Consider the following 248-nt stretch of genomic DNA (forward strand, 5'->3'; position numbering starts at 1 on the left):
GGAAAAACCCGAAACTGGCAACCGGCCGGACCTGTCTGGCTGAATCCAGAAAACGAATTCAGCGCCCCTGAAATCAGAGACGCCGCATGAAATCGGCGGACAACTAGTTTGACAAACACCGGGCCCGCCGCACGGCTGAGGCCCCGAATGAGGGCGTCGAGCTGTCCCTCTTTCATCCCGTCGACCCGCCCGAGATTGGCGACAACCCGCAGCCGGGGCTTGCCGGCTTCGTTTCGGAACGACTCGAC

At 61.7% G+C, this 248-nt stretch carries 1 protein-coding gene; it reads right to left on the bottom strand.

What is annotated here, in order from left to right; all coding sequences use genetic code 11:
* Positions 1–248 (bottom strand): hypothetical protein (locus BV911_RS19930; protein ID WP_205963936.1); only part of this gene is annotated, 248 nt, incomplete at both ends.

Origin of the sequence: Pseudoruegeria sp. SK021 (assembly GCF_002119405.1) — a bacterium.
GTDB lineage: Bacteria > Pseudomonadota > Alphaproteobacteria > Rhodobacterales > Rhodobacteraceae > Meridianimarinicoccus.